Annotated in this window: 26 protein-coding genes; 21 read left to right on the top strand and 5 right to left on the bottom strand. The window is 65.5% G+C overall.

Annotated features, from left to right (window positions below; genetic code table 11):
* The first annotated feature begins 39 nt into the window (after positions 1-39).
* Both U1707_RS04235 and U1707_RS04230 read left to right on the top strand, forming a co-directional pair.
* Positions 40-1,056, top strand: coding sequence for a glycerophosphodiester phosphodiesterase (locus tag U1707_RS04235; RefSeq protein WP_332799058.1), 1,017 nt, complete (start codon positions 40-42; stop codon positions 1,054-1,056).
* Positions 1,057-1,335, top strand: coding sequence for a hypothetical protein (locus tag U1707_RS04230; RefSeq protein ID WP_332798817.1), 279 nt, complete (start codon positions 1,057-1,059; stop codon positions 1,333-1,335).
* A 256-nt stretch (positions 1,336-1,591) separates the two neighbouring features.
* Here the strand turns inward: U1707_RS04230 and U1707_RS04225 are convergent, their stop codons facing one another.
* Complete coding sequence (locus U1707_RS04225; RefSeq protein WP_332798816.1) at positions 1,592-2,257, bottom strand: TIGR02117 family protein; 666 nt, start codon at positions 2,255-2,257, stop codon at positions 1,592-1,594.
* 22 nt (positions 2,258-2,279) lie between these two features.
* Between U1707_RS04225 and phhA the strand changes: the two genes are divergently transcribed.
* Positions 2,280-3,158, top strand: a complete 879-nt coding sequence (phhA, locus tag U1707_RS04220; protein ID WP_332798815.1) for a phenylalanine 4-monooxygenase — start codon at positions 2,280-2,282, stop codon at positions 3,156-3,158.
* A 215-nt stretch (positions 3,159-3,373) separates the two neighbouring features.
* Here phhA and U1707_RS04215 read toward each other — a convergent pair whose 3' ends face one another.
* From U1707_RS04215 to U1707_RS04200, 4 genes are all read right to left on the bottom strand, one after another.
* Entirely contained in the window at positions 3,374-4,309 is a 936-nt protein-coding gene (locus tag U1707_RS04215; RefSeq protein WP_332798814.1) for a 50S ribosomal protein L11 methyltransferase, read from the bottom strand.
* Positions 4,299-4,988: an SDR family NAD(P)-dependent oxidoreductase gene (locus tag U1707_RS04210; protein ID WP_332798813.1), complete on the bottom strand. Its 690-nt coding sequence runs from the start codon at positions 4,986-4,988 to the stop codon at positions 4,299-4,301. The genes U1707_RS04215 and U1707_RS04210 overlap by 11 nt, the downstream gene beginning before the upstream one ends.
* Positions 4,989-5,207: 219 nt before the next feature.
* Positions 5,208-6,596, bottom strand: a complete 1,389-nt coding sequence (locus U1707_RS04205) for a methyl-accepting chemotaxis protein (RefSeq protein ID WP_332798812.1) — start codon at positions 6,594-6,596, stop codon at positions 5,208-5,210.
* Between the two features lie 8 nt (positions 6,597-6,604).
* A complete protein-coding gene (locus U1707_RS04200) occupies positions 6,605-7,948 on the bottom strand; it encodes a methyl-accepting chemotaxis protein (RefSeq protein ID WP_332799057.1) in 1,344 nt (447 codons plus the stop codon).
* A gap of 289 nt (positions 7,949-8,237) precedes the next feature.
* On the opposite strand from U1707_RS04200, the gene sdhC reads away from it, so the two are divergent.
* The 18 genes from sdhC (at position 8,238) to lpdA (ending at position 24,192) form a co-directional block, all read left to right on the top strand.
* The gene (sdhC, locus tag U1707_RS04195; RefSeq protein WP_332798811.1) at positions 8,238-8,648 is read left to right on the top strand and encodes a succinate dehydrogenase, cytochrome b556 subunit; all 411 of its coding nucleotides are present in this window, start codon (positions 8,238-8,240) and stop codon (positions 8,646-8,648) included.
* Positions 8,648-9,034 (top strand): succinate dehydrogenase, hydrophobic membrane anchor protein, encoded by a 387-nt coding sequence (gene sdhD / locus U1707_RS04190; protein ID WP_187504522.1) that lies wholly within the window; start codon positions 8,648-8,650, stop codon positions 9,032-9,034. Before sdhC ends, sdhD begins: the two co-directional genes overlap by 1 nt.
* Positions 9,034-10,836 carry a succinate dehydrogenase flavoprotein subunit gene (gene sdhA / locus U1707_RS04185; RefSeq protein WP_332798810.1) on the top strand — a complete coding sequence of 601 codons (1,803 nt, stop codon included), beginning with the start codon at positions 9,034-9,036 and terminating at the stop codon, positions 10,834-10,836. Before sdhD ends, sdhA begins: the two co-directional genes overlap by 1 nt.
* A gap of 1 nt (position 10,837) precedes the next feature.
* Positions 10,838-11,110, top strand: a complete 273-nt coding sequence (locus U1707_RS04180; protein WP_332798809.1) for a hypothetical protein — start codon at positions 10,838-10,840, stop codon at positions 11,108-11,110.
* 188 nt (positions 11,111-11,298) lie between these two features.
* A complete protein-coding gene (locus tag U1707_RS04175; protein ID WP_332798808.1) occupies positions 11,299-11,547 on the top strand; it encodes a DUF1902 domain-containing protein in 249 nt (82 codons plus the stop codon).
* Positions 11,548-11,553: 6 nt separating this feature from the next.
* The gene (locus U1707_RS04170) at positions 11,554-11,751 is read left to right on the top strand and encodes a type II toxin-antitoxin system HicA family toxin (RefSeq protein ID WP_332798807.1); all 198 of its coding nucleotides are present in this window, start codon (positions 11,554-11,556) and stop codon (positions 11,749-11,751) included.
* 60 nt (positions 11,752-11,811) lie between these two features.
* On the top strand, positions 11,812-12,393 hold the full coding sequence (locus U1707_RS04165) for a ClpP family protease (protein ID WP_332798806.1): 582 nt from the start codon (positions 11,812-11,814) through the stop codon (positions 12,391-12,393).
* A gap of 133 nt (positions 12,394-12,526) precedes the next feature.
* Positions 12,527-13,321, top strand: a complete 795-nt coding sequence (locus tag U1707_RS04160) for a succinate dehydrogenase iron-sulfur subunit (RefSeq protein WP_332798805.1) — start codon at positions 12,527-12,529, stop codon at positions 13,319-13,321.
* Between the two features lie 187 nt (positions 13,322-13,508).
* Positions 13,509-13,997 (top strand): PaaI family thioesterase, encoded by a 489-nt coding sequence (locus tag U1707_RS04155; RefSeq protein ID WP_332798804.1) that lies wholly within the window; start codon positions 13,509-13,511, stop codon positions 13,995-13,997.
* Between the two features lie 122 nt (positions 13,998-14,119).
* Positions 14,120-15,211, top strand: coding sequence for a cell division protein ZapE (zapE, locus tag U1707_RS04150; protein ID WP_332798803.1), 1,092 nt, complete (start codon positions 14,120-14,122; stop codon positions 15,209-15,211).
* Between the two features lie 271 nt (positions 15,212-15,482).
* Positions 15,483-16,445, top strand: coding sequence for a malate dehydrogenase (mdh, locus tag U1707_RS04145; protein WP_056060667.1), 963 nt, complete (start codon positions 15,483-15,485; stop codon positions 16,443-16,445).
* A 66-nt stretch (positions 16,446-16,511) separates the two neighbouring features.
* Positions 16,512-16,808 (top strand): GIY-YIG nuclease family protein, encoded by a 297-nt coding sequence (locus U1707_RS04140; RefSeq protein ID WP_332798802.1) that lies wholly within the window; start codon positions 16,512-16,514, stop codon positions 16,806-16,808.
* Positions 16,809-16,862: 54 nt separating this feature from the next.
* On the top strand, positions 16,863-17,747 hold the full coding sequence (gene sucD / locus U1707_RS04135) for a succinate--CoA ligase subunit alpha (RefSeq protein ID WP_332755579.1): 885 nt from the start codon (positions 16,863-16,865) through the stop codon (positions 17,745-17,747).
* A gap of 153 nt (positions 17,748-17,900) precedes the next feature.
* Positions 17,901-20,837 (top strand): 2-oxoglutarate dehydrogenase E1 component, encoded by a 2,937-nt coding sequence (locus U1707_RS04130; protein ID WP_332798801.1) that lies wholly within the window; start codon positions 17,901-17,903, stop codon positions 20,835-20,837.
* Between the two features lie 101 nt (positions 20,838-20,938).
* Positions 20,939-22,189 (top strand): 2-oxoglutarate dehydrogenase complex dihydrolipoyllysine-residue succinyltransferase, encoded by a 1,251-nt coding sequence (gene odhB, locus U1707_RS04125; protein ID WP_332798800.1) that lies wholly within the window; start codon positions 20,939-20,941, stop codon positions 22,187-22,189.
* Positions 22,190-22,196: 7 nt separating this feature from the next.
* Positions 22,197-22,433, top strand: a complete 237-nt coding sequence (locus tag U1707_RS04120; RefSeq protein WP_056060652.1) for a DUF433 domain-containing protein — start codon at positions 22,197-22,199, stop codon at positions 22,431-22,433.
* A 3-nt stretch (positions 22,434-22,436) separates the two neighbouring features.
* Positions 22,437-22,796 carry a DUF5615 family PIN-like protein gene (locus U1707_RS04115; RefSeq protein ID WP_332798799.1) on the top strand — a complete coding sequence of 120 codons (360 nt, stop codon included), beginning with the start codon at positions 22,437-22,439 and terminating at the stop codon, positions 22,794-22,796.
* 1 nt (position 22,797) lies between these two features.
* Positions 22,798-24,192, top strand: a complete 1,395-nt coding sequence (gene lpdA, locus U1707_RS04110) for a dihydrolipoyl dehydrogenase (protein WP_332798798.1) — start codon at positions 22,798-22,800, stop codon at positions 24,190-24,192.
* Positions 24,193-24,226 lie beyond the last annotated feature (34 nt).

Raw genomic sequence — 24,226 nt, 5'->3', positions numbered from 1 at the left:
GCGCTGGCGCTCGTCGCCGCGAGCGCGCAGGGTGTCGCGATGACCCCCGCTTCCCCCCGATTGTCGCCCGTCATCGTGATCGCGCACCGCGGCGCGAGCGGTCTCCGCCCCGAGCACACGCTGGCGGCCTATTCGCTGGCGATCGACCAGGGCGCGGACTTTATAGAGCCCGATCTGGTGCCGACCAGGGACGACGTCCTCGTCGCGCGCCACGAGAATAACATCGCCGAGACGACCAACGTCGCCGATCACCCCGAGTTCGCCGCGCGGAAGACCACCAAGACGATCGACGGCCAGACGATGACCGGCTGGTTCGTCGAGGACTTCACGCTCGCCGAACTGAAGACGCTCCGCGCGAAGGAGCGCCTGCCCAAGCTCCGCCCCGCGAACACGGCCTATGATGGCCAATTCGCAATCCCGACGCTCGCCGAGATCATCGCGCTCGCCAAGCGCCGCACGACCGAGACGGGCCGGACGATCGGCATCTATCCCGAGACCAAGCATCCGACCTATTTCGCCAAGATCGGCCACCCGACCGACGCGAAGCTGGTCGCCGAACTGCGCGAGGCCGGCTGGGATTCGGCCAAAGCGCCGGTCTTCATCCAGTCGTTCGAGGTCGCCAATCTCCAGCGCCTCCACAAGATGACCAAAGTCCGCCTGATCCAGCTCATGGACGGCGAGGGCGGTCCCGCCGATGGCGCGCAGCCGAGCTACAAGGCGATGATCACGCCCGAAGGCCTGAAGGCCGTCGCCGCCTACGCCTACGGCATCGGCCCGAACAAAGGCATGCTCTGGACCGACGCGACACCCACAACGCTGGTTGCCGACGCTCACGCCGCCGGCCTGCGCGTCCACCCCTGGACCTACCGCGCGGAAAACTACTTCGAGCCGACACGCTTCCGCCGCGGCAGCGACCCCGCGGCGCACGGCGACATCGCCGCGGAGATCGACGCAGGCCTCGCACAAGGTATCGACGGTTTCTTCACCGATTTTCCGCTATACGGGGCGCAGGCGCGCAGCCGGGCTCAGGAAACCGCGCGCACAGGAGTGAAGTAGATGCGTAAAATCGTCCCCGTTCTCGCGGTTCTCCCCTTCCTCGTCAGCGGCTGCATCAGCACCGCCGCCTCGATCGTGAAGGCCCCGTTCCAGGTCGCCGGCAAGGCCGTCGACTGGACCACGACCAGCCAGCAGGAATCGGACCGCAACTACGGCAAGAAGATGCGCCAGCAGGAAGCCGAAGAGGGCAAGCAGCGCAAGGAACTCGCCAAACGCTGCAAGAAGGATCCGCAGCGGTCGGAATGCGGGCAGTACCAGGGGTATCGCGCAGGAAACTGAGCGGCAAGCGCGCCGTCCTTTCTCCACGATCACCACCACCCGGCTCCCCCAATACCACCCCGGCGAAGGCCGGGGCCCAATTGGGCGAACGGAGGTAACTACGCACTGCGCTCAATTAACACCGTTTCCCAATTGGACCCCGGCCTCCGCCGGGGGGGGGGCCTAAAACTGATACCGCATCCCGCCCCCAACTTGTTCTCCCGCGAAGGCGGGAGCCCAGTCTGGACTCCCGCCTTCGCGGGAGAACAAACTGGGCTCAAAACCACCCCATCACCGTAACCGGAAACGGCGTCCACCAACCAACCCGAACCCCCGCAAACCGCAGAGCATCCCCCGTCCAACTGTTACACGTCCGAACCGCACTATACCGCCCATTAGCCTCGTAAAAAGCATCATACCCGGCATACCCCCGATACCGCGCACCCCCGTCGCGAAAGCTCGCCCGGATATACGCCGCCAACCGCCGATACTGCGCCGGCGTCACCACGATCTCCCGAGCCCCGTCCCCCGCGCGCGGCCTCGGCAGATGATCGACATGCATCAAAGTCCGAGTGCTTCCGACAGCCGAAGCAACCACCGTCCGCAGCTTCACGTCGGCCCAGGTCGGTGTCTCCAGATAAAACGTCTTCTCCCCCCACCCGAACGACACATGATCGAACGCCGCATAGCGCGGATCACGCAGGTCCTCAGCCCGAGCTACCCCGCGCCAGTCCACCCCAGCGGCCACCTTCGGCACGATGATCCCGGTATGGACGCCGTTGCTCTCGACGAAGATATGCACGCCCTCCGCAGGCGCGACCCAGCCGCGATTGCTCGGGATCGATCCCCCGATCAGCCCCGCCACCGCATAGCTAGCAACCACGCCAACGACCGCCGCGATCGCCCAAATAATCCACTTAACCCAGCGCGTTTCCGTCTTCATTCCGTCATGCTAGACCAGCCGCATGGCCAATGACACGCACGTACTGAGCACCCCGCCCGAAGGCGCCCCCGACTGGACGATCCCGCAGAACTGGGCGGCCTACACCGCGGAGGATCACGCGACCTGGGACACGCTGTTCGCGCGCCAGTCGAAGCTGCTCCCCGGCCGCGCGTCGAACGCCTGGCTGCGCGGGCTCGACGTGCTGAAGCTGTCGAAGCCCGGTATCCCCGATTTCGAGGAACTGTCCGAGCGCCTGACGAAGCTCACCGGCTGGTCGGTCGTCGCGGTGCCCGGCCTCGTCCCCGACGACGTGTTCTTCGACCACATGGCCAACCGGCGTTTCGTCGCGGGCAACTTCATCCGCCGCCCCGACCAGCTCGACTATCTGCAGGAACCCGACGTCTTCCACGACGTGTTCGGCCACGTGCCGATGCTGGCCGACCCGGTGTTCGCCGACTATCTCGCCGCCTACGGCCGCGGCGGCCAGCGCGCGCTCGGGCTCGATGCGCTGAAGTATCTCGGCCGGCTCTACTGGTACACGGTCGAGTTCGGCCTGATCGCGGAACCCGAAGGCCTGCGTATCTACGGCTCCGGCATCGTCTCCAGCTACGCGGAAACGCGGTTCGCGCTCGACGACCCGAGCCCCAACCGCATCGCGCTGGACCTTGCCCGGGTGATGCGGACCGAATACCGGATCGACGATTTCCAGCAGAACTACTTCGTCATCCCGAGCTTCGACGAGTTGCTGCGGCTGACGGTAGAGACGGACTTCGCGCCGTTGTACGAGGAGTTGAAGGCACTCCCGGACATCCCCGTCGCGCGGATCGAGCCGGGCGACGTGGTGCTGACCGAGGGTACCCAAGACTACGCCAATGCGAAGGTGGCCGCCCAGCCCACATAAGCCTCCCCAGATACGCTACCACCCCGGCGAAGGCCGGGGCCCAATTGGAATGGCGGAGCGATTCATCTCGAAGGTTCGCCCAATTGGGCCCCGGCCTCCGCCGGGGTGGTGTCAGCGACGGGGTGAGCGTAATTCTTCCCAACCTGTTCCCCCGCGAAGGCGGGGGCCCAGACTGGACCCCCGCCTTCGCGGGGGAACATCGTTCTACGGTTCGCTCAGATATCCAGCGCCCACCCATCACGCCCCTTCGGATCGAACGGCCCCTCCGCCACGAACCGCACAGCCCCAGCCTTCAACCGAAGCACACTCCAATCCCCCCGCCGGTCGACCGCCTCCAGCGAACACCCGCAAGCCTCATACGCCGCCACGACCCCAGCCCGCTGCGTCTCCAGCAACCCGGCAAGAACGACAGTCGCCCCCACATCGGCAATCGAAGCGATCTCCGGCGCCATCGACACCAGCGGCCCGGCAAGAATATTCGCGATCACCAGATCATACGGCGCGCGAACCACGATCGCATCGTTCAGCGTGCCATCCGCCACAACCAGATCGATCCCCTCGACCCCATTGAGTGCCGCATTCTCCGCCGTAACATCGATCGAGACCGGATCGATATCCGTCCCCATCACCGCAGCCGCAGGCCAAAGATGCGCCGCCGCAAACGCCAGCAACCCCGTCCCCGTCCCGATATCGATCACGTTCGCAAAGTCGGCGCCCGCCAACCCGTCGAGCATCGCCAGGCACCCGCTGGTCGTTTCATGATGCCCGGTCCCGAACGCCCGGCTAGCCTCGATCAGGAACGCCCGCTTGTCCGCCGGCACCGCGCCCGCATGCGCCCCGGTATGCACGAAGAACCGCCCGACCGACAAAGGCTCCAGCCCAGCCTGACTCATCGTCACCCAGTCCGCATCGCCCAACCGCTCGACCGCAATCTCGGTCCCCGCCGCACTCGGCACCAGCGCGCGGACGGCGGCAACCGTGTCGGCCGCCGGCTCATGCTCGAAATACGCATCGAGCCGCCAGGATTCGACGTCGTCCTCGATCTCCTCGGTGGTCATCAACACGCCATCGATCGTCAGATCGTCGCTAGCGTCGATCGCCTCCGCCTCCGCCCGCGTGCAGGGCAGGGTGAGCTTCCAACTATCGGACATAGCTCGCCCCGTTCACGTCGATCACCGACCCGGTCATCGAAGCCGGCGCCTCGAGGGCGCAATAGCGTGCGACCGAGGCCACTTCGGCAGGCTCTGCGACCTTGCCGAGCGGGATATCCGCCAGCAACGCATCGCCGCCGCGGCTGGACAGATAATCCTCCGCCATCCCGGTCATCGTGAACCCGGGGCACACCGCGAATGCCAGGATTCCCTCCCGCGCATACCCCCGGGCAATGGTCTTGGTCATCGCCACCATCCCCGCCTTCGACGCGGCGTAATGCCAATGCGCCGGCGAATCCCCGCGATACGCCGCTCTGCTCGCGATATTGACGATCCGCCCACCGACACCCCGAGCCTGCCAGTGCAGCACCGCCAGCCGGCAAAGCTCGGCCGACGCGGTAAGGTTGATCCGCATCGTCCGCTCCCACTGCGCGGTCCAGTCGTCGTCGGCGAGCGGTGCCGCCTCGAACACGCCCGCATTGTTAATCAACACATCGATCGCCCCGCCAGCCTGCGCCAGCGCAGCGTTCCACAACGCAGTCGGCCCCGCCGGATCGCTGAAGTCGGCCGGGATACCGCTAGCGGTCCCATGCCCGATGACGGAAGCCCCCGCGTCGGTCAGCGCCACATGAATAGCCGCGCCGATACCGCGACTGGAGCCAGTAAGAAGAATAGTCATCTCTGCGCTCTAGCGCCGCAGGCCGTATCCGTCACCAAGCCCAAGCACAGGATTGATTCACGCGGAGACGCGGAGGCGCGGAGATGGCGCGCGTTGGTCAGACGATGCGCGTAACGACGAGAGTTTTAAAGAACCTCCGGTTCCGCCGAACCCTCCGCGTCTCCGCGTCTCCGCGTATCCGCGTGAACCCATTCTGTCCTTACTCTCCTCCAGCCCTTCTCAAGCCACGCTAGCCGAGAACCCGTCCGCCGCGCCACGCAGCACGCCGAGCTTGTCGTCGACCTCGCCGAACTGGCGCCCGAGGCCGTCGATCTCGGCGGCGACGGTTTCGGTATCCTCGCGGATCGCGGCGATCGTGGTCGACATGGAGTCCGCCGCCAGCGCGGTTTCGTCGACCGCGGCGGTGATCGCTGACACGGTCTGCGCCTGCGCTTCCATCGCCCGGCGGATGCGGTCGGCGGAGTGCTGCACGTCGGCGACCGTCGACTTGATGATCGCATTGGTCTCGACGGTCGCACGCGTCGCGGACTGGATCGCGGCGATCTTGGCGGCGATGTCGTCGGTCGCCCGCGCGGTCTGGTTCGCGAGGCTCTTCACCTCCTGCGCCACCACCGCAAAGCCGCGTCCCGCATCACCCGCACGCGCCGCCTCGATCGTCGCGTTCAGCGCGAGCAGGTTGGTCTGCCCGGCGATGTCCCGGATCAGCCCGAGGATCGAATCGATCGACTTCGCATGATCGCTCAGCGCGTCCGACGTCCCCACCGCGAGGTCGGCCTGCGCCGATGCGCGGTCGGCGATCCGCGCGGCGGAATCGACCTCGATACGCGCGTCGTCGATCGCGCGGATCAGTCCGGCGGCGATCTGTGCGGCCTCGCGCATCGCCACGGCGGACTGTTCGGCGGCGGCGGCGACTTCGCTCGCCTTGCCCAGGACGCTGCGGGTCGACGACGACGCGAATTCGGCCTGGACCCGGATGCGCGCGCCCAGTGCCGCGGTATCCTCGATCGATGCGGCGATGGTCTCGCGGAAATCGGCCGCTCGCGCGCCGCGTTCGACGCGCGCCTGCACGGCGTCGGTGGCGCCCAGGTGCGACGCCATCAGGTCCGCCTCGATCAGCGCGAGGCGTTGGACGATATCGCCCAGCGTCCGCATCTGCGCCGTGTCGGTGCCCATGCGGTCCGCCACCAGGCTCAGCGTCACGCTATGCGCGAACGCCAGCGACGACAGCAGCGCGGGCAGGGGGATGCCCGACTTGCGCGAATCGTCGGCATGACCGATCGCGATGGCTTTCCACGCCTCGTCATAGGGCGACAGATACTTCAGCCGGGCATACCGCGCGCTGGCCTCGATGCGGCGCGCCAGCCGCTCGGGCGTGAAGTAGGCGACGACGTGGCGCACCGCATCCAGCGACAGGTAATGCTGCCAGAACGTCTCGGCGATCCGGCGATGGTCCGCCTCGTCCAGCAGCGCGGTCAACGTCGCGCAGGTCGGTTCGATCAGCCCATCCCAATCGTAATCGCGCACCCGTTCGCGCAGCGACCGACTGTCGCTGCCCCATCCTGCGGGGGGCGTATGCCGATGTGACGGGCTGTCGGATATCGCTGTCATCGGGGTTCCTACGCGGCGACCTTGGCCACGAACTCGCCTGCGCTGCTTTTCAGATGGCTGAGCCGTCCGTCGAGCACGTCGAAGCCGCGACCGACGCTGTCGATCTCGCGCGCGACGGTTTCGGTATCCTCGCGGATCGTCGCGATCGTCGTCGACATCGAATCCGCGGCCAGCGCGGTCTCGTCGACCGCGGCGGTGATCGCGGTCACGGTCTGCGCCTGCGCCTCCATGGCGTAGCGGATGCGATCGGCCGATTCCTGGACCTCGGCGACGGTCGCCTTGATGCTGGCATTGGTCTCGACCGTGCCGCGCGTCGCGGACTGGATCGCGGCGATCTTGGCGGCGATGTCGTCGGTCGCCCGGGCGGTCTGGTTCGCGAGGCTCTTCACCTCTTGCGCGACGACGGCGAACCCGCGTCCGGCATCGCCCGCGCGCGCCGCCTCGATCGTCGCGTTCAGCGCCAGCAGGTTGGTCTGGCCGGCGATGTCGCGGATCAGCCCCAGGATCGATTCGATCGACTTGGCATGATCGCTCAGTGCCTCCGACATGCCGACCGCCTGGCCGGCCTGTGCGGACGCGCGATTGGCGATCTCGGCTGCTGCCTCCACCTCGGTCCGCGCATCCTCGATCGCCCGGATCAGGCCCGCTGCGGTCTGTGCCGCCTCGCGCATGGCGACCGCGGACTGTTCGGCGGCGGCGGCGACTTCGCTCGCCTTGCCCAGCACCGCGCGGGTCGAGGCGGAACTGCGCACCGCCTGTTCGCGCAGCGTATGCCCCTCGTGCGTCGCGGTCTCGACCATCGCCGCGATCCCGTCGCGAAACTCGTTCGCCAGCGTGTCGCGCGCGTCCTGCGCCGAATGCGCGCGATAGGCCGTATAGATCGCGACCGTGATTTCGCCCTCCAGCGCCGACAGCCGCATCAGCGTGTCGATATAGATCGGCAGCGCGTCGCCGTTGCGGTCGACGCGGCGCATCAGCACGTCGAGCGCGGCGCGGTCGCTCGCGCTGATCATCGACAGCAGGGCCATCGGCGAGACGTCGGCCGCATACGCCGCCGCGACCGACCGATCGATCGATTCGATCCAGGCCCGCCCGGTCGTGTCCAGGAACCGGTTCCGCAGGAACGTGCACCCGACCGCGATCATCTTCTCGGTTTCGTGCAGCGCCCATACCCGTTCGTCGGCGAAGCAGCGCAGCCATTGTTCCCAATACGCCTTCGACACCATGGCGATCTCGGGTTCGATCGCGTCCCACACGGCACGGCTGGCGGCCGTCAGCGTCCCGTCGAAGTCGAACACCCGCAACCGCGCCGGAAGGTCGATGGTGGCAGCGGTCGCGCCGGACGTCGGCATGTCTGTGGTCAAAACGGTGGACTCCGGATCGGTGTTTGCCGGTCCAGCGGTAAAGCCCATTGATTAAGACCTGGTTAGGGATGGGCGGCGACAGGATTACCCAGTTCGGCGCATGGCTTTTCCAAGTACGCAACGCGCGGTCCGCCATTGCCTTGGGTTACCGGAACCGGCCCAATGGGTTGCATCGCAGCACGCGGTGGATAATAGGTCGCCCGATATCTATATTTTGGACCGCGGTACCTCTCGGGGTATTTTTGGTTCGTCATCTTTTGGTTCGAGGACTCCGCCCTTGGCATCGCGCAACCCGGCACGCCCGCTTTCTCCCCATCTGCAGGTCTATAAATGGGGCCCGCACATGCTGGTCTCGATCCTGCACCGCGTGACCGGCAGCGGGATGGCGACCGTCGGCAGCCTGCTGCTCGTCTGGTGGCTTGCCGCGATCGCCGCGGGCGATCAGGCCTATGCGACCTTCGTCGACGTGTTCACCACCGATACCGGTGGTCTCAACATCCTCGGCTATATCATCGCGGTCGGGCTGACGCTGTCGCTGTTCCAGCACATGATGACGGGCATCCGTCACATGGTGCTCGATATCGGCGCCGGCTACGAATTGAAGCGGAACAAGATGGGCGCGCTCGCGACGATGGTCGCGAGCGTAGCGCTGACGATCGTGTTCTGGCTCTACATGGGGATCAAGTAATGGGTAGCGGTACGGCAATCGGTCGCGTCCGCGGCCTCGGCAGCGCCAAGCACGGCGCGCATCACTGGTGGCAGCAGCGCCTCACGGCGGGCTCGAACCTGTTCCTCATGCTCTGGCTGATGATCTCGGTCGCGCGGATGCCCGGCTATGATTACGCTGCCGTCCATATGTGGCTGCAGTCGGCCTGGGTCGCGGTGCCGATGGCGCTGCTGATCCTGTCGGTCTTTTACCATTTCCGTCTCGGTCTTCAGGTCGTGATCGAGGATTATCAGCATGGTGAGAGCCGTGTTGTCACGATGATCCTCCTCAACCTGTTCACCTTCACGCTGGGCGGCATCGCCCTGTTCGCGATCCTGAAGGTCGCCTTCTCCGGAGCCCCCGCGTAATGTCAGCTGCGTACAAGATCATCGATCATACCTACGACGCCGTCGTCGTCGGTGCCGGCGGCTCGGGCCTGCGCGCCACGATGGGCATCGCCGAGAGCGGCCTGAAGACCGCGTGCATCACCAAGGTCTTCCCGACCCGCTCGCACACCGTCGCAGCCCAAGGCGGCATCGCCGCCTCGCTCGGCAACAACTCGCCGGACCACTGGACCTGGCACATGTTCGACACCGTCAAGGGTTCCGACTGGCTCGGCGACCAGGACGCGATCGAGTATCTGTGCCGCGAAGCCCCGCAGGCGGTGTACGAGCTTGAACATGCCGGTATGCCGTTCAGCCGAAACGAGAACGGCACGATCTATCAGCGTCCGTTCGGCGGCCACATGCAGAACATGGGCGAGGGGCCCCCGGTCCAGCGCACCGCTGCTGCCGCCGATCGCACCGGCCACGCGATGCTTCACGCGCTGTATCAGCAGAGCCTGAAGTACAACACGGACTTCTTCGTCGAGTATTTCGCGCTCGACCTGATCATGGAAAACGGCGTCTGCCGCGGCGTCATCGCGCTGTGCATGGAAGACGGCTCGATCCACCGTTTCCGCAGCCACCAGACCGTGCTCGCCACCGGCGGCTACGGCCGCGTCTATTTCTCGGCGACCTCGGCGCACACCTGCACCGGCGACGGCAACGCGATGGTGCTCCGCGCCGGCCTGCCGCTTCAGGACATGGAGTTCGTCCAGTTCCACCCGACCGGCATCTACGGCGCGGGCGTGCTCATCACCGAGGGCGCACGCGGTGAGGGCGGCTATCTGACCAACTCCGAGGGCGAGCGCTTCATGGAGCGCTATGCCCCGTCGGCGAAGGACCTCGCCTCGCGCGACGTCGTCAGCCGCTCGATGGCGCTCGAAATGCGTGAAGGTCGCGGCGTCGGCAAGAACGGCGACCACATCTTCCTGCATCTCGATCACATCGATCCCAAGGTGCTCGCCGAGCGCCTGCCGGGCATCACCGAGACCGGCAAGGTCTTCGCCGGCGTCGATCTCACGCGCCAGCCGCTGCCCGTCACGCCGACCGTGCACTACAACATGGGCGGCATCCCGACCAACTTCCACGGCGAAGTCGTCAACCTCGTCGACGGCAACCCCGACGCGGTCGTCCCCGGCCTGTTCGCGGTCGGCGAAGCAGCGTGCGTTTCGGTCCATGGTGCCAACCGCCTCGGCTCGAACAGCCTGATCGATCTCGTGGTGTTCGGCCGCGCGACCGGCCTGCGGATCAAGGACACGCTGAAGCCCGGCACGGCGCACGCGCCGTTGCCCAAGGGTTCGGAAGACCTCGCGCTGACGCGTCTCGACCATTTCCGCAATGCGGCTGGCGGTTCGCCGACCGCGCAGATCCGTCTCGACATGCAGCAGACCATGCAAAAGCATTGCGCCGTGTTCCGCGATACCGAACTGTTGAACCAGGGCGTCGAGAAGATGGCCGGGATCTACAACCGGATGACCGACGTCGGCGTCAAGGATCGCAGCATGATCTGGAACACCGATCTGGTCGAGACGATGGAGCTCGACAACCTGATCGGCCAGGCGGTCGTGACCATGAACTCTGCCGCCAACCGCACCGAATCGCGCGGCGCTCACATGCACGAGGATTTCCCTGAGCGCGACGACGCGAACTGGATGAAGCACACCATCACCACCTTCAACGGCTGGGGCGGCAAGGGCGGCGAGACCAAGATCGATTTCCGCCCGGTCCACGACTACACGCTCACCGACGACATCGACTACATCAAGCCCAAGAAGCGGGTATACTAAGATGACGTGGGCCATCATCGCGATCGGGTTCCTGGTACCCGTCGCGGTGGGGCTACTGACGCGCTTCCAACCGATGATCGCCGGCTTCCTATGGCCGGCAGTCGTCGCCATCCTGACCGCGATCTACGTCTTCGCCATCGAACCCCGCGGCGTCGGCGAAGAACCCCAAAAGATCGCCATCACCTTCTACGCGCTGTTCTCGTTGGTGGGCGGCGTGCCAGGCGGCTTGGTAGGCTGGATCCTTCAGTACAAGCGCACAACCAAGGCTAGCTGACCGTTCTCCTGCGAACGCAGGAGCCCAGGGTGGCGGAGCGCGGCATCTGTCATCCTGGACTCCTGCGTTCGCAGGAGAACCGCTGTTGAGCGTAGCCCGCATCCGACCCGGCAACACCGCGCCTGTGGCGCCAAACCCCATTCCGGCGTACACCAAGTCCAGCAATCCGCGGAAAGACGAGGTTGGACATGGCGCACTGGACGATCCGTGCAGACTACGACCCCGAAGCCAGCGTCTGGTATTCGGTAGACGGCGACATTCCCGGTTTCGCTGCGGACGCCGCCACGCTCGAAGCACTGGTGGAAAAAGCCGCGGCGATGCTTCCCGACCTGCTCGATATCCACGCGAACGATGTCGCCGATCCCGCGCGCCTCGCTGGCCCGCACCGCATCCGGATCATCGCGCACCACGAGCGCGATTTCGAGATCGCGGCCTGACGCATCATGGTCCGAGGATACGCTGCGCAGGTTCGCGATATCCTCACGGCCAACGGATGCACCTTCGTGCGCAGCGGCAAGGGTGATCATGAAATCTGGTACAGCCCGCATGCGGCACGGCCGATCGCCGTCGATGGCACGATTCTGTCCCGGCATACGGCCAACGCCATTTTGAAGCAGGCAGGTATCGGTACGAAGCTTTAGTCGCGGAAACGACGCCTCGATATTGCGGAACCCTCCGCCCCCGCAAAAGTTTGCCGCGGCATGACCGACACATCCCCCGCCTCGAACGCCCGCAACTACCCGTTGCTGGCCGCCCCCCACATCCACCTCCACGGCCCCGTCGATGATGCGATGTACGACAATTTCAAGTCGCAACTCGTCGCCGCGCCCACCGAAGGCCCGCTCGTCGTCTCGATCACCACGCTGGGCGGCGATCCCGAAGTCGCGCGCGCGATGGGCGACAACATCCGCCTGCTCCGCGAATACACCGGCCGCGAGACGCTGTTCCTCGGCAAGGTCGCGGTCTATTCCGCCGGCGCGACGTTCATGTCCGCCTTCCCGGTGGATAGCCGTTTCCTGACGCGCGGCAGCAGGATCATGATCCACGAGCGCCAGATGCAGAGCACGATCGAGCTCAACGGCCCGCTTCATTCGCTGTCGGCCACGCTCAAGGCCAAGCTGCACGAGATAGAGGACTCGATAAACATCCAGGAGGAGGGCTTTCGTGCGATCGTCGAAGGGTCGAAGGTGTCGCTGGAAGACCTGAGGAAGAAGGCCCCCTCCAACTGGTATATCGAGGCCGAAGAGGCGCGCGACCTGGGCCTGATCCTAGATATCATCTGACACTAGGTGAGCGGGCGACGCGACAGCGGGTGTGACCCATGTTGCACCCGCGAAGCTAAGGATTTGCGGGGAGGGCCCCTGTCATGTATCGGCTCTGACAACCTATAATCACACCACGGACGGACCGCTCGCAATGGCCGAATTCTCGCTCCCGAAAAACAGCGTCGTCAAGAAGGGCGTCAAGCACGCGCCCGCTGGTCAAGGCTCTGGCGGGGGTGAGCGTCTGAAATCGTTCAAGGTCTATCGCTACGATCCCGACAGCGGCGAGAACCCGCGTTACGATACGTTCTCGCTCGATCTCGACGAGACCGGCCCGATGGTCCTCGACGCGCTGATCAAGATGAAGAGCGAGCAGGATTCCTCGCTGACCTTCCGTCGCTCATGCCGCGAGGGCATTTGCGGCTCGTGCTCGATGAACATCAACGGCAAGAACGGTCTCGCCTGCACGACCGCGATCGAGGATTGCAAGGGCGAGGTCCAGATCACGCCGCTGCCGCACATGGACGTGATCAAGGACCTGGTCCCCGATTTCACGCATTTCTACGCGCAATATTCGTCGATCAAGCCGTGGCTGCAGACCGTCACCCCGCCGCCCTCGGGCAAGGAACGCCTCCAGTCGCCGGCAGACCGCTCGAAGCTCGACGGCCTGTACGAGTGCATCCTGTGCGCGTGCTGCTCGACTTCGTGCCCGAGCTATTGGTGGAACGCCGACAAGTTCCTCGGCCCCGCGATCCTGTTGCAGGCCTATCGCTGGCTCGCCGACAGCCGCGACGAGATGACCGGCGAGCGTCTCGACGAACTCGAGGATCCGTTCCGCCTGTATCGCTGCCACACCATCATGAACTGCGCGAATGCGTGCCCCAAGGGGCTGAACCCCGCCAAGGCGATCGCCGAGATCAAGAAGATGGAAGCCGAACGGATCGTCTGATCCTGTAGGGAAGGGGGCGTGTTTCACTCCCTCTTCCCCGCCCCAATTCGCTTTCCCTCCGGTCCCGCTCCCCCCTCCCGTTCGTGCTGAGCGAAGTCGAAGCACACGCTGGGGGCGGGGGATGGAATTTCCCAATGCCCTTCGACTTCGCTCAGGGCGAACGGTGTGGGGATCGAAGGACAGGTTCGTGACCACCGCTGCTCCCCAACCCCATTTCGTCGAAGCCGAAGACCCCGCCAACCCAGGCTGGCACAGTTGGTCACTCTCCGACCCGACCCGCTTCAACACCCTCCTCGGCCCCATGCTCTACCGCGTCGACGGAAACACCGTCCGCGTCCGCATCACTCCCGAGCATCGCCACTCCAACCTCCAGAACAACGTCCACGGCGGCGCGCTCCTCGCGTTCATCGACATCGCACTGTTCGCAGCCGCCAGAGGCTTCGGCCTGATCACCGCCGGCACCGCGGTCACGCTCGATCTCAACACGCAGTTCATCGGCGGCGGCCGCGTTGGCGAGCCGATCGAAGCGCAGGTCGAAGTCCTCAAGGAAACCGGCCGCCTCTTGTTCCTCCGGGGTCTCGTGGTGCAAGGGGACGACGAAACGAAGATCGCCGCCTTCTCGGCCACGATCCGCAAGCCGTCCGGCAAGCCTCCACGGGCTGACGCCGCCACCTAACACCACCCCGGCGAAGGCCGGGGCCCAATTGGGAAACGATCAGTGTTGAAGCGCCCCGCTCCGTTATCGAAACCTTTCCAATTGGGCCCCGGCCTTCGCCGGGGTAGTGCAGGGATGGGTAAGTGACCGTCCTCAAAGCATACGAAGCCCTCGTAGCGTCAGGCGAACTCCGCCCCGACCCCGAACAAGCCGCCGCCGCCGCCCGCCTCAACACCCTCGCAACCGAACTCGCCACCCCCAAATCCACCGGCTTCTTCGCCCGCTTCTCCAATAAGCCCGACCCCCGCGGCGTCTACCTCTGGGGCGGCGTGGGTCGCGGCAAATCCATGCTGATGGACCTGTTCTTCGAGAACGCCGCCGTCACGAAGAAGCGCCGCGTGCATTTCGGCGAGTTCATGATGGAGGTCCACGCCCGCATCGCTAGCGAACGCCGCAAGGAAGTCGGCGACCCGATCGTCCCCGTCGCCACCGCGATCGCCGACGAGACGCGGCTGCTCGCGTTCGACGAGATGATGGTCACCAACAGCCCCGACGCGATGATCCTGTCGCGGCTGGTGACCTCGCTGCTCGATTCCGGCGTGACGATCGTCACTACCTCGAACCGGCCGCCATCGGATCTCTACAAGAACGGTCTCAACCGCGAACACTTCCTCCCCTTCATCGCGACCATCGAACAGCGCCTCGACGTGCTCCCGCTCAACGGCCCGGTCGACTATCGCCGCGACCGGCTCGGCAGCCAGGACACCTGGCTCGTCCCCAACGGCGCCGAGGCGACCGCGCAGCTCTCCGCCGCATTCTTCCGCCTCACCGACTTCTCGACCGACGACAGCGAGCACGTTCCCGCCGAAGACCTGATCGTCCAGGGCCGCACGCTTAGGGTGCCGAAGTCGCTCAAAGGCGTCGCGGTGTTCAGCTTCAAGAAGCTGTGCGGGGAGGCGAGGGGGGTGGCCGACTACCTCGCCATCGCGCGGAAATTCCACACCGTCATCCTGGTCGGCATCCCCAAGCTCGGCCCCGAGAACCGCAACGAGGCCGCGCGTTTCGTCGCGCTGATCGACGCGCTGTACGAGCACAAGGTGAAGCTGCTTGCCGCTGCCGATGCACAGCCCGGCGACCTCTATGAAAGCGGTGACGGCCGCTTCGAATTCGACCGCACGATCAGCCGTCTGGAAGAAATGCGCTCCGAGGAATACCTCGCGGAAGGCCATCTTTAACCGCTCCGCGTACCAAACCCACTCCGTCATGCCGGGCTCGTTCCGGCATCCACCGTTCCGCATTCTCACGACTATCGGGTGTGCGGAACCGTGGACCCCGGAACAAGTCCGGGGTGACGGAGTGGGGAGGCGGGCGTGACTAAAGCTTATTGCACATGCGAACCAGTCGCAATAACTGCGTCACTTTTCCGCTTTAACGGTTGCCGTAGCGCCATAATGCGCGTAACCGGCGTCACCAATCACCCCGCACATCAGACGGAGACGGATTGGAATGGCTCGCAAGAAGATCGCGCTGATCGGCGCCGGTAACATCGGCGGCACGCTCGCGCACCTCGCAGCACTCAAGGGCCTTGGCGATATCGTCCTGTTCGACGTCGCCGAGGGCATCCCCCAGGGTAAGGCGCTCGACCTGTCGCAGTGCGGACCTGTCGAAGGCTTCGACTCGCAGATCACCGGCTCGAACGACTATGCCGACATCGCCGGCGCGGACGTCATCATCGTCACCGCCGGTGTCGCACGCAAGCCCGGCATGAGCCGCGACGACCTGCTCGGCATCAACCTGAAGGTCATGAAGGCCGTCGGCGAGGGCATCAAGGCCAACGCTCCCGACGCGTTCGTGATCTGCATCACCAACCCGCTCGACGCGATGGTGTGGGCGCTCCGCGAGTTCTCGGGCCTGCCGCACCACATGGTGGTCGGCATGGCCGGCGTGCTCGACTCGGCGCGCTTCAGCCACTTCCTCGCCGACGAGTTCAAGGTCTCGGTCAAGGACGTCACCAGCTTCGTGCTCGGCGGCCACGGCGACACGATGGTCCCGGTCATCAGCTACTCGACCGTGTCGGGCATCCCGGTTCCCGATCTCATCGCGATGGGCATGTCGAGCCAGGAAAAGATCGACGCGATCGTCAAGCGTACGCGCGGCGGCGGTGGCGAGATCGTCGCCCTGTTGAAGACGGGCTCGGCCTATTACGCGCCGGCGACCAGCGGCATCGCGATGGCCGAGGCGTATCTGTACGACCAGAAGCGCGTGCTGCCGGCGGCGGCGTATGTGTCGGGCGAGTACGGCCTTACCGATCTTTACGTCGGCGTGCCGGTGGTGATCGGGGCTGGCGGCGTCGAGAAGATTGTCGAGATCAAGCTGGACGACGAAGCCAAGCAGAACCTCACCGTGTCGGTCGATGCGGTCAAGGAGCTGATCGTTGCGTGCAAGGGTATCGATGGTTCGCTGAACTGATTTGAGGTGAGGTAAGGATCGCACCACCCCGGCGAAGGCCGGGGCCCAATTGGGAAGGCCCCGCTGATGGAAGAACAAGCGTTCGTCTACATCATGGCAAGTGGGTTTAACGGTACGATCTACCTCGGCTCGACGATGAGCCTGGCGAAGCGCGTGTGGGAACACCGCAACGCCGTCGTCGCCGGGTTCACGAAGAAATACGACTGCAAGCTGCTCGTCTGGTATGAGTTAGCCGGTAGTTGGGAAGCCGCCCGGCAGCGCGAGCTGCACATGAAGGAGTGGAAGCGGGACTGGAAGCTGCGTGAGATCAACGGTTTCAATCCCTCTTGGGACGACCTTTACGATCGCATCGCACGACCATGACTGCTTTCCCAATTGGGCCCCGGCCTTCGCCGGGGTGGTAAGGAACGAGACAAGATGAGCATCCTCGTCGACAAGAACACCAAGGTCATCACCCAGGGCATGACCGGCGAAACCGGCAGCTTCCACACGAAGATGGCGCTGGAATACGGCACGCAGATGGTCGGCGGCGTCACGCCCGGCAAGGGCGGCACCACCCACCTCGACCTCCCCGTCTACAACACCGTCGCCGAAGCCAAGGCGATGACCGGCGCGACCGCGTCGGTCATCTACGTGCCGCCCCCCTTCGCCGCTGATTCGATCCTCGAGGCGATCGACGCCGAGATCGCGCTGATCGTCGCGATCACCGAGGGCATTCCCGTCCTCGACATGGTCAAGGTCAAGCGCGCGCTGTCCGGCTCCAAGTCGCGCCTGATCGGCCCGAACTGCCCCGGCGTGCTGACCCCCGGCGAGTGCAAGATCGGCATCATGCCCGGCTCGATCTTCAAGAAGGGCTCGGTCGGCGTTGTCAGCCGTTCAGGCACGCTCACCTATGAGGCGGTGTTCCAGACGTCGAACGCAGGCCTTGGTCAGACGACCGCGGTCGGCATCGGTGGCGATCCGGTCAACGGCACGAACTTCATCGACGTGCTCGAGCTGTTCCTCGCCGACGACGAGACGCAGTCGATCATCATGATCGGCGAAATCGGCGGCGACGCAGAAGAGCAGGCGGCGCAGTTCCTCCGCGACGAAGCCAAGCGCGGTCGGTCGAAGCCGATGGCAGGCTTCATCGCCGGCCGTACGGCGCCACCGGGTCGTCGCATGGGTCATGCCGGCGCGATCGTGTCGGGCGGCAAGGGTGACGCGGAGAGCAAGATCGCGGCGATGGAAGCTGCCGGGATCAAGGTCTCGGAAAGCCCCAGCCTGCTCGGCGAGACGCTGCTGAGCGTGTTGAAGGGCTAACAAATCCTTCTCCCCTTGGGGAGAAGGTGGCACCCGTCAGGGTGTCGGATGAGGGGGAGTGGGGGCCGCAACGGTGTCCCCCTCACCCTCCCAAGCTTGCAGCTTGGGCCCCTCCCTCTCCCACAAGGGGAGAGGGGAAGAAGGATCGAGACGATGGGCTACGAAGGCCAGGATTTCAGCGATATCGTAGCCGGCGTCAGCCCGGCGTTCGTGGAGACGCTCTACGCCAAGTTCAACGCGGACCCGGCCTCGGTCGAATCCGGTTGGCGCGCGTTCTTCGAGGGTCTCGAAGGCTCCGCACAGGGCCCGAGCTGGGAGAGCGCCCGCTGGCCGCTCACCACCACGGATGACCTGACCGCAGCGCTCGATCCGACCCAGATGGAGCCCGCGCCCAAGCCCGCAAAGGGTGGCAAGCCGGCCCCCGCCGCAGCAGCGCCTGCACCCGTCTCGAAGGAAGAGATCGCCAAGGCCGCCGCCGACGCGATCCGCGCGCAGCTCCTCGTCCGCACCTACCGCGTCCGTGGCCATCTCGCCGCGAACCTCGATCCGCTCGGCCTGTCGAAGCGCGAGATGCCCGAGGACCTGAAGACCGAATATCACGGCTTCTCCGACGCCGACATCGACCGGAAAGTCTATCTCGGCGGCACGATGGGCTTCGAATGGGTCACGATCCGCGAGCTCGTCGACACGCTCCGCAAGAATTATTGCGGCAATGTCGGCCTCGAATACATGCACATCGTCGATGTCGAGGAACGCCGTTTCCTCCAGGAGCGCATGGAGGGCCAGGACAAGGCGATCGAATTCTCCACCGACGGCAAGAAGGCGATCCTCACCAAGGTGATCCAGGCCGAGCAGTGGGAAAAATTCCTCGGCAAGAAATATGTCGGCACGAAGCGCTTCGGGCTCGACGGCGGCGAATCGATGATCCCCGCGCTTGAGAGCGTCATCAAATACGGCGGCCAGATGGGCGTGCGCGAGCTCGTCATCGGCATGGCGCATCGCGGTCGCCTCAACGTGCTGGCCAACGTGATGGCCAAGCCATTGCGTGTGATCTTCCACGAATTCGCCGGCGGTTCGGCCAACCCCGACGATATCGGCGGTTCGGGCGACGTGAAATATCACCTCGGCACCAGCACCGATCGCGAGTTCGACGGCCACAAGGTTCACATGAGCCTGGTCGCCAACCCGTCGCATCTCGAGGCTGCCGATCCCGTCGTGCTCGGCAAAACGCGCGCGATCCAGACCATCGCCGGCGACCTCAAGGATCACGTCGCCTCGCTCCCCGTGCTGATCCACGGCGACGCGGCGTTCGCGGGGCAGGGGATCGTCTGGGAGTGCCTCGGCTTCTCCGGCATCCGCGGCTACAACACCGGCGGCTGCGTCCACTTCATCATCAACAACCAGGTCGGCTTCACGACCTCGCCGCAGTTCGCGCGCTCGTCGCCCTACCCGTCGGACGTCGCCAAGGGCGTCCAGGCGCCGGTCTTCCACGTCAACGGCGACGATCCCGAGGCAGTCACCTTCGCGACCAAGATGGCGATGGAATTCCGCCAGAAGTTCCACCGCGACATCGTCATCGACATGTGGTGCTATCGCCGCTTCGGTCACAACGAAGGCGACGAGCCGTCCTTCACGCAGCCGCTGATGTACGACATCATCCGCAAGCACCCTGGCGTTTCGTCGGTGTACGGCGATCGCCTGATCAAGGAAGGCGTGATCGACCAGCCCTGGATCGACGAGAACGTGAAGCAGTTCACGCTCCGCCTCGAGGGTGAGTTCGAAGCCGGGTCGTCGTACAAGCCGAACAAGGCGGATTGGTTCGGCGGTCGCTGGACGGGCCTCAGCGCGCCGACCGACGGCGCGTCGGCCCGTCGCAACGTCGAGACCGGCCTCAGCCAGAAGCTGTTCGACTCGCTCGGCCGCACGCTGACCACGGTTCCGGACAGCGTGAAGATCCACAAGACGCTCAACCGCGTGATCGATGCCAAGCGCGAGATGTTCAAGTCGGGCAAGGGCTTCGACTGGGCGACCGGCGAGGCGCTGGCATTCGGCGGCCTGCTCTCGGAAGGCTACGGCGTCCGCCTGTCCGGCCAGGATTCGGGCCGCGGCACCTTCTCGCAGCGTCACGCGGTGTGGGTCGACCAGACCGACGAGCACAAATACGTGCCGCTGCAGGAGATCGAACACGGCCGTTTCGAAGTGCTCGACAGCCCGCTCAGCGAGTACGGCGTGCTCGGGTTCGAGTATGGCTACGCACTTGCCGACCCGAAGACCTTGGTCCTCTGGGAAGCGCAGTTCGGCGATTTCGTCAACGGCGCGCAGATCATGATCGATCAGTTCATCACGTCCGGCGAGTCGAAGTGGCTCCGCGCCAACGGCCTCGTGATGCTGCTCCCGCACGGCTATGAAGGGCAGGGGCCTGAGCACAGCTCGGCACGCCCCGAGCGCTTCCTCCAGTCGTGCGCGGACGACAATATCCAGGTCGCGAACTGCACCAGCCCGGCGAACTATTTCCACCTGCTGCGCCGGCAGATGCACCGCAACTTCCGCAAGCCCCTGATCGTGATGACGCCGAAGTCGTTGCTGCGGCACAAGCTCGCGGTGTCGAACGCGGAGGATTTCCAGGGCGACAGCCACTTCCGCCGTCTCCTGTCCGACACCAACGGTGCGGCGGACGTCGATACGAAGCGGCTCGTGCTATGCACCGGCAAGGTCGCCTACGATCTGATCGAGGCCCGCGACGCGCACGGTGACACGGACATCCAGATCGTCCGCGTCGAACAGCTCTATCCCTTCCCCGGCAACCCGATCGCCGAGCGCGTCGCGCGCATGCCGAACCTGGAGGAGATCGTCTGGGCGCAGGAAGAGCCGAAGAACAACGGCTACTGGTTCTTCGTCGAGCCGCTGATCGAGGAGGCGCTGGCAACAGTGAACTCGCCGGTGAAGCGCGCACGCTATGCCGGCCGCCACGCCTCGGCATCGCCCGCGACTGGCCTGATGAAGCGTCACCAGACCGAGCAGGGGGCGCTGGTCGCCGACGCGCTCGGCCACAGCGTCCGCGACGAAATCCGCCGCACCCGCGGGAACTGATTGAATCCGGCCTCTGTTTTCCTGCGAAAGCAGGAACCCAGGGTCCGGCAGAGTAACCCTAGGCCCCTGCGTCCGCAGGAGCACAAAAGGTAGAAGCAAACATGGCAACCGAAGTCACCGTCCCCGTCCTGGGTGAATCGATCACCGAAGCCACCCTCGGCGAGTGGCTGAAGCAGCCCGGCGACCCCGTCGCGGTCGACGAGCCGATCGCCAGCCTCGAGACCGACAAGGTCTCGGTCGAGGTTCCGTCGCCGGTTGCCGGCGTCATGGGCCAGCACGCGGTCGCCGTCGGCGACACCGTGCAGGTCGGCGCAATGCTCGCCACGATCGACTCCGGTGACGGCGCCGCCGCTGCCCCGGCCAAGGCGCCCGAGCCCGCCGCGACAGCAACGCCAGCCGCTCCCGCCAAGGACGAGTCCGGCGCAGGGTACGGCGACCAGCCCGGCGCCGGCACCAGCGATTCGCCCGCCGCACTCTCCCCGTCGGTCCGCCGCGCGGTGCTCGAGCACGGGGTCGACCCCGGCACCGTCAAGGGCACCGGCCGCGACGGTCGCATCACCAAGGAAGACGTGACCGCCGCCGCGTCGAGCAAGCCTGCCGCCGCCCCGGCCGCAGCGCCGGCAACTGCCGCAGCCCCCGCCGCCGCATCGGGCCGCGGCGAAGAGCGCGTCCGCATGACGCGCCTGCGCCAGACGATCGCCAAGCGCCTCAAGGAAGCGCAGAACACCGCCGCGATGCTGACGACGTTCAACGACGTCGACATGACCGCGGTGATCGAGGCCCGCGCCAAGTACAAGGACCTGTTCGAGAAGAAGCATGGCGTCCGGTTGGGCTTCATGGGCTTCTTCGTGAAGGCCGCGACGATGGCGCTGCGCGATATCCCGTCGGTCAACGCGTCGATCGACGGCGACGACATCGTCTATCACGATTACGCCGACATCTCGGTCGCGGTCTCGTCGCCGGGCGGCCTCGTCGTCCCCGTGATCCGCGATGCCGACCAGATGTCCGTCGCGACGATCGAGAAGACGATCGGCGACTTCGGCAAGCGCGCCAAGGAAGGCGCGCTCAAGATGGACGAGATGAAGGGCGGCACCTTCACGATCTCGAACGGCGGCGTGTTCGGCTCGCTGATGTCGACCCCGATCATCAACCCGCCGCAGTCCGCGGTCCTCGGCCTCCACCGCATCGAGGAGCGCCCGGTCGTCGTCAACGGCCAGATCGTCATCCGCCCGATGATGTACCTCGCGCTCAGCTACGACCACCGCCTGATCGACGGCCGCGAAGCCGTGACGTTCCTGGTGGCGCTGAAAAATGCTATCGAGGATCCGACCCGTATCCTGATCGACCTGTGAGGTAGCGATGAACTGGCGCGACCACATCCATTCGGACCCCGAAATCCTGGGCGGCAAGCCCGTGGTCAAGGGTACGCGGATATCGGTCGAGCTGATCCTCGAATATTTCGAAGACGGCGCGAGCATTACCGATGTTCTCGCCGCCTTCGATCATATTACCGAGGAAGACGTCCGTGCAGCGATCGCGTTCGCGCGAGACCTGCTGGTCGACTCGACGGTCGCGGCGCAGCGCAAAGCGGCCTGACGGGTGCATCTGCTCGCCGACGAAAACCAGCATCCGGTTGTCGTCGCGCGGTTGCGAAGTGCGGGGCACGCCGTCGAATGGATCCGGGAAACATCGCGCGGCGCCAAGGATCCGGAGATACTGGCGCGAGGCGACATCACGACGCTGATATTGATCACCGACGACCGCGACTTCGGCGACCTGATCTTCAACCGTGGTTACCCTGCGCCCCGCGCGATACTATATAATCGACTGAACCGCGTGCATCCGGATGCCATCGCCGACCGCCTGATTGCAGTGTTGGCCGGTGGTGGCTTCGAAGGCCACATCACAACGATAACCAAGGACGGCGAACGCAGTAAGCCGTTCCCCGCTGGAGCATAACATGGCTGACTACGACTATGACGTCCTCGTAATTGGTGCAGGCCCCGGCGGTTACGTCGCGGCGATCCGTGCCGCACAGCTCGGCCTGCGCACCGCCTGCGCCGAATCGCGCGAGACGCTCGGCGGCACCTGCCTCAACGTCGGCTGCATCCCGTCGAAGGCGCTGCTCCACGCCTCCGAGATCTACGAGGAGGCCAAGGGCGGCCATATGACGAAGTTCGGCGTCGAGTTCGCCGGCGTCACCCTGAACCTCGACCAGATGCACGCCGAGAAGGCCAAGGCCGTCAAGGAACTGACCGGCGGCGTCGAATTCCTGTTCAAGAAGAACAAGGTCACCTGGCTCAAGGGCAAGGCCGCGTTCCAGGACGCACACACCGTCGACGTCGCGGGCCAGAAGGTCACCGCGAAGAACATCGTCATCGCCACCGGTTCGAGCGTCATGCCGCTCCCCGGGGTTGATGTCGACCAGACGACGGTCGTCGACAGCACCGGCGCGCTCGCGCTGCCGAAGGTGCCCGAGCACATGGTCGTCATCGGCGGCGGCGTGATCGGTCTCGAACTCGGCAGCGTCTGGCGTCGTCTCGGCGCGAAGGTCACGGTCGTCGAGTTCGTCGACCAGATCCTCCCCGGCTTCGACGGCGAAGTCCGCCGCGAGACCGCCAAGCTCTTCAAGAAGCAGGGCATGGAGCTGAAGCTCTCGACCAAGGTCACCGGCGTCACCGTCGACAACGGCGTCGCGACCGTCACCGTCGAGCCCGCAGCCGGTGGTGCATCCGAGACGCTGACCGCCGACGCGGTGCTCGTCTCGATCGGGCGCAAGGCTAACGTCGACGACCTCAATCTCGAAGCCATCGGCCTCGAGCTCAACAAGCGCGGCCAGATCGAAACCGACCACAGCTTCCGCACCAAGGTCGACGGCGTCTGGGCGATCGGCGACTGCATCCCCGGCCTGATGCTCGCGCACAAGGCCGAGGACGAGGGCGTCGCGGTCGCGGAAAACATCGCCGGCCAGACCGGAATCGTCAACGAGGACGTCATCCCGAGCGTCGTCTACACGATGCCCGAAATCGCCGGCGTCGGCCTGACGGAAGAGGCGGCAAAAGACCTGACGGAGATCAAGGTCGGCAAGTTCCCGTTCGCCGCGAACAGCCGCGCCAAGACCAACCGCGACACCGACGGCTTCGTGAAGATCATCGCCGACGCCAAGACCGACCGCGTCCTCGGCGTCTGGATCGTCTCGAGCCTCGCCGGCACGCTGATCGCCGAAGCCGCCATCGCGATGGAATTCGGCGCGACCAGCGAGGACATCGCCTACACCTGCCACGCGCATCCCACCCATGCCGAGGCGATGAAGGAAGCCGCGATGGCGGTGCAGGGCAAGTCCATCCATATCTGATGACAGGCGGCGGCACCGGATCGACCGTTGCCGC

This window comes from Sphingomonas sandaracina (assembly GCF_036663695.1).
GTDB lineage: Bacteria > Pseudomonadota > Alphaproteobacteria > Sphingomonadales > Sphingomonadaceae > Sphingomonas.
Note: the sequence above shows the minus strand (reverse complement) of the source record. Positions and strands in the feature narration are given on the sequence as shown.